This is a genomic window from Pseudomonas sp. (assembly GCF_050739655.1).
Classification (GTDB): Bacteria; Pseudomonadota; Gammaproteobacteria; order Pseudomonadales; family Pseudomonadaceae; genus Aquipseudomonas.
The window spans coordinates 1-6,961 of the sequence record NZ_JBOIBY010000431.1 but is presented as its reverse complement, the minus strand read 5'-3'; the positions used below and the strand labels follow the sequence as shown (position 1 = coordinate 6,961).

At 59.6% G+C, this 6,961-nt stretch carries 7 protein-coding genes and 1 pseudogene; 4 read left to right on the top strand and 4 right to left on the bottom strand.

Going from position 1 to position 6,961, the window contains the following annotated elements:
- Positions 1-53: 53 nt before the first annotated feature.
- The gene (gene qhpC, locus ACRESJ_RS21080) at positions 54-377 is read left to right on the top strand and encodes a quinohemoprotein amine dehydrogenase subunit gamma (RefSeq protein ID WP_008016081.1); all 324 of its coding nucleotides are present in this window, start codon (positions 54-56) and stop codon (positions 375-377) included.
- A 21-nt stretch (positions 378-398) separates the two neighbouring features.
- Positions 399-1,517 carry a quinohemoprotein amine dehydrogenase subunit beta gene (gene peaD, locus ACRESJ_RS21075; RefSeq protein WP_431759629.1) on the top strand — a complete coding sequence of 373 codons (1,119 nt, stop codon included), beginning with the start codon at positions 399-401 and terminating at the stop codon, positions 1,515-1,517.
- A 144-nt stretch (positions 1,518-1,661) separates the two neighbouring features.
- On the opposite strand, the pseudogene ACRESJ_RS21070 reads toward peaD, so the two are convergent.
- Positions 1,662-2,063: pseudogene (locus ACRESJ_RS21070) on the bottom strand (lysozyme inhibitor LprI family protein); the annotation flags it as partial.
- A gap of 185 nt (positions 2,064-2,248) precedes the next feature.
- Here ACRESJ_RS21070 and ACRESJ_RS21065 point away from each other — a divergent pair.
- Positions 2,249-2,737 (top strand): SRPBCC family protein, encoded by a 489-nt coding sequence (locus tag ACRESJ_RS21065; protein WP_431759628.1) that lies wholly within the window; start codon positions 2,249-2,251, stop codon positions 2,735-2,737.
- A gap of 394 nt (positions 2,738-3,131) precedes the next feature.
- On the opposite strand, the gene inhA is transcribed toward ACRESJ_RS21065, so the two are convergent.
- Positions 3,132-3,818, bottom strand: coding sequence for an isonitrile hydratase (inhA, locus tag ACRESJ_RS21060; protein ID WP_431759627.1), 687 nt, complete (start codon positions 3,816-3,818; stop codon positions 3,132-3,134).
- 89 nt (positions 3,819-3,907) lie between these two features.
- Between inhA and ACRESJ_RS21055 the strand changes: the two genes are divergently transcribed.
- Positions 3,908-4,873 (top strand): GlxA family transcriptional regulator, encoded by a 966-nt coding sequence (locus tag ACRESJ_RS21055; RefSeq protein WP_431759626.1) that lies wholly within the window; start codon positions 3,908-3,910, stop codon positions 4,871-4,873.
- Positions 4,874-4,880: 7 nt separating this feature from the next.
- Here ACRESJ_RS21055 and ACRESJ_RS21050 read toward each other — a convergent pair whose 3' ends face one another.
- The gene (locus tag ACRESJ_RS21050; protein WP_431759625.1) at positions 4,881-6,704 is read right to left on the bottom strand and encodes a glycoside hydrolase family 15 protein; all 1,824 of its coding nucleotides are present in this window, start codon (positions 6,702-6,704) and stop codon (positions 4,881-4,883) included.
- A gap of 40 nt (positions 6,705-6,744) precedes the next feature.
- The coding region (locus ACRESJ_RS21045) for a hypothetical protein (RefSeq protein ID WP_431759624.1) at positions 6,745-6,961 on the bottom strand (217 nt) is incomplete at its 5' end.

Sequence of the window (6,961 nt, the reverse complement as noted above, 5' to 3'; positions counted from 1 at the left end):
CAATAACCCTGCGTTCATCAGCAGCTACATCACTCCGCGCAAGGCTCACTGATATGAAACATCTCAAGGCAATCAATAACAAAGCGTTGAAGCTGGATCAGGCCGCGGACGAGAACCGCATCGAAGAGGTGGTGGCGATGAGTTCCGTGGCGGGCTGCGCCTCGACCACCGACCCGGGCTGGGAGATCGATGCGTTCGGCGGTGTGTCGTCGCTGTGCCAGCCGATGGAAGCTGACTTGTACGGCTGCTCCGACCCTTGCTGGTGGCCGGCCCAGGTGCCCGACATGATGAGCACCTACCCGGACTGGAACAAGGATGCGCAAGCCTCCAACGACAACTGGCGCAACCTCGGCACTGTCTTTCCAAAAGACAAGTGATCACAGAAGAAGGATTCCAGCATGCACAGCATCAAAGCCTGCGGCCTGGCCGCGTTCGCCGTCCTGAGCGCTGCTTCGCTCAATGTTCTTGCCGATGAAAACACGGCGTTGCAAGACGGTCACGAATACATGTTGACCACCAATTACCCGAACAACCTGCACGTCATCGACCTGGCCACCGACACGTTGTACAAGACCTGCAAGATGCCTGACGCCTTTGGTCCCGGCACCGTGCAGCTGTCGCCGGATCGCAAGACCGCCTATGTGCTGAACAACCATTACGCCGATGTCTACGGTGTCGAGCTGGACAGCTGCAAACAGGTGTTCCACGCCAACATCACCCAAAAGCCAGGTGAAAAAGCCAAATCCATGTTTGCTTTCACCCTCAGCCACGACGGCAAAGAGCTGTACACCATCGCCAACCCGACGCTGATGCTCAACGATCACTATGAAGTGCAGCAGCCCAGGCTCGATGTGTACGCCACCAACGCCGGCATGGACGCCAAAGCCGTGCGCAGTTTCCCGGCGCCGCGACAGCTGACCATCATGCAGAGTGGTGACGACGGCACGCTGTACGTGGCCGGGGCGGACGTCTACAAGGTCAATGTGCAGACCGGCAAGTTCGACGTGCTGATCCCTAGCCGCCACTGGAAACGCCCGAACTACAGCGCGCCGGACGTGCTCTACGTGTGGAACCAGCAGACCTATCGCCATGACCTCTCGCTGCTCTACACCGCGGCGAAGTTCAAGGACAAGAAGCAGGACCCGGCCACCGCCGAATACCTGTACGGCCTGTTCAGCGTCGACCTGAAGACCGGCAAGACCGAAACCACCGACTTCGGCCCACTGACGGAAATCTACTTCAGCGGCATGCGCTCACCGAAAGACCCGAACCTGATGTTCGGCGTGCTCAACCGCTTGGCCAAGTACGACATCAAGGAGAAAAAGCTGTTGCAGGCGGCGACCCTCGATCACTCCTACTACTGCATTTCCTTCAACAAGGACGGCAGCAAGATCTACCTGGCCGGGACCTTCAACGACGTGGCGATCTTCGATGCCGACAGCTTGAAACAGACGGGCAGCATCAAGTTGCCGGGCGGGGATATGGCGATTACCACGGCGCAGGTTTTTGTCCGGTAAATTGCGGCGTCTGAACTGACGCCAATCGCTAGCAGGCTAGCTCCCACATGGGTTTCTGGTCGGGCACAACATTTGTGTTCACCAAAAATCCACTGTGGGAGCTAGCCTGCTAGCGATAAGGCCCTGACAGTCACCCGAGAACCAAACCCCCGGCACCGGACACCCCAAATCCCCCTCCTGACACTTCAGGTAAGTCTTGAACGTCTCCACCCGCGCCTTGGTCAACTCCGTCACGCAGTTGCTGTAGATCAACGGATACACACTCCCGCCTTCCACCCCGGACGCCGAGAACTTGCACTCGGCATCGCGAAACGCAATCCACGAACGCTGCGCACCGACCAACAGTTTTTTACTGTCCGGGCTTTCTTTCAAGCGCGTGGTGATTTGCTGGTAAAGCGTATTCAGTTCCTTATCGGCCGCCGCATGCTGCTGCGCGGCGCATTGGTTCATCGTGGCCTGGTCGGCGGCGTTGTCACAGTTCACTGCAGCATGGGCCAGGGAGGTGAACAACAAAGGCGTCAGTGCCAGGAGAAAGCGTGTGTGCATAAAGAGAACTCGCTGTGTCAGGTCAATTGAGGGGCAGTTTAGCGAAGAGGAGAAAAACCAGCCTGTGCCAGAACTTATCAGCACAAATGCAGCCGAATAATTCAGGCCAAGTTGATCGAAGTACAACGTTTCGCCTGGACATGTGGTCCTACGGGCCTACTGTTGTTCAGTACAGGAGGTGACGTATGAAACCAGTACCCAATAGTTTTGAGCGCAAAATAACGCTTAAATCGCCGCGCTCCCATGTCTGGCGTGCCCTGGTCGATGCCGAAGCGTTCGGTCAATGGTTCGGCGTGGCGCTCGAAGGCAGGCGTTTTATCGCCGGCGAGTGGACCCAGGGCCAGGTCACGTACCCCGGTTACGAACACGTGTTGTGGAACGTGCTAGTGGAGCGGGTCGAGCCGCAGCAGTTGTTTTCGTTTCGCTGGCACCCTTACGCGGTGAATCCAAAGATCGACTACTCCCAGGAACCCACCACGCTGGTCAAATTCGAAATGGAAGACTTCGAAGACGGCACGCTACTCAAAGTGTCCGAGTCGGGTTTCGCACACATTCCCGACATACGCCAGAAAGAGGCGTACTACATGGACAGTCGTGGCTGGGAGGAGCAACTGGGTAGGCTCGAACACTTTCTTGCCGAAAGTGCCAAGGCCCGCCAGCTCGAAAATGAATGATCCAAAGGTGGCTACCCTAGACGTCTAAGAGTTGATCGTTCCCACGCTCTGCGTGGGAATGTAGCCCGGGACGCTCCGCGTCCAATCCTGAGCCGAACTCAGAGCTTCCAGGCCAGAATCCCTAGGCGTCTAAGGGTTTACAGAAGTATCGCTATAGCGAATGTCTTACACGCTGTAACAACTATGTCGTCTTTTACAGATTGGATCCTATGCGTATTCTGACCCCATCCACTGAAGCACAGGGAGTGCTAAGGATCACGGATGATCGGCCATTTGCATGGATTGCTCGCGACAGGGAGTTGCAATGGTCTTGGAAGAACCCGCTTCGGCGGGTTTTTTTATGCACGTATGAAAAGTGCTGGCTGCGCGAGGGTGAGTCCCGCAGCCATCTGCGTCACTGACGATCGAGTTTCGCTGCAGCACGCTCAGTGATTTGCGCACGCAGTTTCAATGAATCCGCAGCGCGTTTGCGGGCCTCCTCCAGCACACCCGCTGGCGCGCTTTGCGGGCTGCCAGCCTGGAAAGGCGGGGCCGGGGCGTATTCCAGCTGCAATTGCACAAGCTCGGCGGTGTCCTGATCGAACAGCTCGGCGGCCAGGATCAGGGCGAAATCGATGCCCGCGGTGATGCCGCCACCGGTCAGCACATTGCCGTCGCGCACGACCCGCTCCCTCACTGGAACCGCTCCCAGCTTCTCCAACAACTCGTGATAAGCCCAATGGGTGGTTGCGCGTTTACCTTTGAGCAAGCCCGCCGCGCCGAGCACCAGTGCACCGGTGCAGACCGAGGTGATGTAGCGCGCATTGGCAGCCTGGGCCTTGAGGAACGTCAGCGTTTCATCATCTTCCATCAGCGGCCCCACGCCGCTGCCACCCGGCACGCAGATCACATCCAGCTTCGGGCAGTCATCGAAGGTGGTGGTCGGTTTGAGCACCAGGCCGGTACTGGCGGTGACGGGCACCAGATCCTTCCAGATCAGATGCACCTTCACATCCGGCAACGAGGCCAGTACGTCGTAAGGGCCGGTCAGGTCGAGTTGCTGAACCTGTGGAAACAACAGAAAGCCGATCTGCAAAGTCATGGTGTTTATCTCCTGAAATGGGTGGACGGCTTCACTGTAGGCGCCTAGGATTTGGCGCATACGCCAATAAACCCACGAATTACGCCAAAATGCCGAAAGCCATTCACGTGCTTGCGTTCGCCAATGTGCAATTGCTCGACGTCACCGGGCCCTTGCAGGTATTCGCCTCAGCCAACGACATCGCCCGCCAGCAGGGTTTGCCTGCGCCTTATGCGCCGACGGTGATCGCCAGCGGTGGTGGGGCGGTGATGTCATCGGCAGGTTTGGCGCTGCTGGCCGAACCTTTGCCCGAACAGGGCAGCGACACCTTGATCATCGCCGGTGGCTGGGGCGTCTACGCGGCGGCGCAGGACGCACCGCTGGTGTCTTGGGTTCGCGAGCACGGGGCAGCATGTCGAAGGGTTTCATCGGTGTGCACGGGAGCATTTTTGCTGGCGGCCAGTGGCTGGCTCGATGGTCGGCGTGTCGTCACCCACTGGACCCGTTGCGAACAGTTGGCGCAGCAGCATCCGCAATTGCAGGTCGAGCCCAATCCGATTTTCATCAACGACGGCCCAGTCTGGACCTCGGCGGGCGTCACCGCCGGGATTGATCTGGCACTGGCGATGGTGGAGGAAGACCTCGGCCGAGCCATGGCCCTGGAAGTCGCCCGGCAACTGGTGGTGTTCCTGAAACGGCCCGGTGGCCAATCGCAATTCAGCGTCACCCTGTCCTTGCAAAAGGAAGGCAGCCGATTCGATGATCTCCACGCCTGGATCAGCGAGAATTTGACCAAAGACCTGGGCATTCCCACCTTGGCGCTTCAAGCCGGCATGAGCGAGCGCAGCTTCGTGCGCCATTACCGCGCCGACACCGGCCAAACGCCGGCACGAGCCATTGAACTGATCCGGGTCGAGACTGCACGGCGCCTGCTCAGTGACACCGGTCTGGCGATCAAACGGGTCGCTGTGCAATGCGGCTTTGGCAGCGAAGAGACGTTGCGCCGCAGTTTTCTGCGGGCGATGGGTGTGACGCCGCAGGCTTATCGGGAGCGGTTTTCGGTTAGCGTCGTTTAATGCACCCTCACGGCTGCCAAAAACTCTTCTCCCCACTCAACCTCCGATCCAAAAAACACGCCGCGCTGATCAACGCCAAGTGCGTCAGCGCCTGCGGTGTATTGCCCATGTGCCGTGCGTGGCTGTCGAATTCTTCGGCATAGAGGCCGAGCGGGTTGGCGTATCTGAGCAGTTGTTCGAACTCCAGATGGGCCTTTTCCACTTGGCCGGCGCGGGCCAGGCATTCGACGTACCAGAATGAGCAGGCGGCGAATGCGCCTTCGGTGCCGGGCAGGCCGTCGATCACGCCCGGGTCGTTGTGGTAGCGGTAGACCATACCGTCGCGTATCAGGTATTTCTCGATGGCTTCCAGCGTCGTCAGCCAGCGCGGGTCCTTGGCGCTGACGAAGCGCACCAGGGGCATCAGCAGCATTGAACCGTCAAGGGCGGTGCCGCCGATGTGCTGGACGAAATGCCCGCGTTCCTCGTTCCAGAAGTTTTCCCAGATGTCGGCGTAGATGGCTTGGCGGGTCTGGTCCCATCGGGCGAAGGGGGCGGGCAACGAGCGCTTGGAAGCCAGGCGGATCGCCCGGTCCAGCGCCACCCAGCACATCAGGCGCGAGTGCAGGAAGTGATGCGACTCACCGCGCATTTCCCAAATGCCGACGTTCTTGTTCTGCCACTGTTCACACACCTGATCGACCACTTCCACGGCGTGTCTCCAGCCTTCGTGGGAAATGGCATCGCCGTATTTGTTGACCAGATACACCGCGTCCATCAGCTCGCCGAAAATGTCCAGTTGCACCTGGTCGTAGGCCTGGTTGCCGATGCGCACCGGTTTCGCGCCGCCGTGGCCCGACAGGTGCGTGAGCTCGATTTCCGGCAGTTCCTGGCGGCCGTCGATGCCGTACAGGATATTGAGTTTCGTCGAGTTGCCATGGCAGTCGCTGACCCGCCCACGCAGCCAGCGGGTGTAGGCGTTGGCTTCGTCCACATAGCCCAGGCGCATGAAGGCGTAGACGGTGAAGGAGGCGTCGCGGATCCAGGTATAGCGGTAATCCCAGTTGCGTTCGCCGCCGGGGGTTTCCGGCAGGCCGAAGGTGGCGGCGGCGAGAATCGCGCCGTGTTTGCGTGAAGTCAGCAGCTTCAAGGCCAGGGCCGAGCGGTTGACCATTTCCCGCCAGCGACCGCGATAGTTGGACTGAGCCGACCAGTCGCGCCAGTATTTCAGGGTGCGTTCCAGGCACATGTCCGCGCCGCCTTCCTTGAACCTTGGGTCATCGGTGGCGCCGAGCAGGCACTGGGCAGTCTGGTTCTGTTGCAGTGAGAATTCGGCGACGACGTAGTTGCCGTCTATACGCATGGGTTTGTCCGAACGCAGGCGCAGGGTGGGTTGATCGTCAGCCTCGAACAGTGCGTCCTGGCCGTCCATGCGCGCGCGGGTATTGGCGCGTGCGTAGTCATGACGGACACTGCAGCGCAGATGAAAGGTCGCCTGGCCGCTGACCACGCGCACCCGACGCATCAACACCGGTAAATCATCGTCGCTGTCGCCGATGGGCAACAGGTCGGTGATTTCGACCACGGCGCGTTCGCTCAGCCAGCGGGTTTGCAGGACGTTGGTATCGGGCAGATAAATCTGCTCGCGACGGGCGTCCGGCAGGTCTGGCGCCAGTTGGAAAATACCGGCCTCTGGCGTGTCCAGCAGCGAGCAGAAAATGGTAGGGCTGTCGAACTCCGGCCAGCAGAAAAAGTCCACGCTGCCCTTGTCGTTGATCAGCGCCGCGCTGCGCATGTCGCCAATGATGCCGTGGGCGTCGATGGGGCATTGTCGTTCGGGATGCTCAGCCATTTTCGCGTAACTCCGGATAGAGGCTCATGCCGCCGTCAAATCAGGGCTGCTTGCGTTTGAGGGGAATTTGCATGGGCGGCAGCGCTGTGTGTGGGGGCTTTATTAGCTGACTGGTGTGGGTATTGGAGAGTTCATTTGTCTGGGGCGGTGAGGTGGCTGTGCCGGCCTCTTCGCGGGCAAGCCCGCTCCCACAGTTTTTTTGTTGATAAAAGATTTTGTGCCCGACCCGATACCCTGTGGGAGCGAGGCTTGCCCGC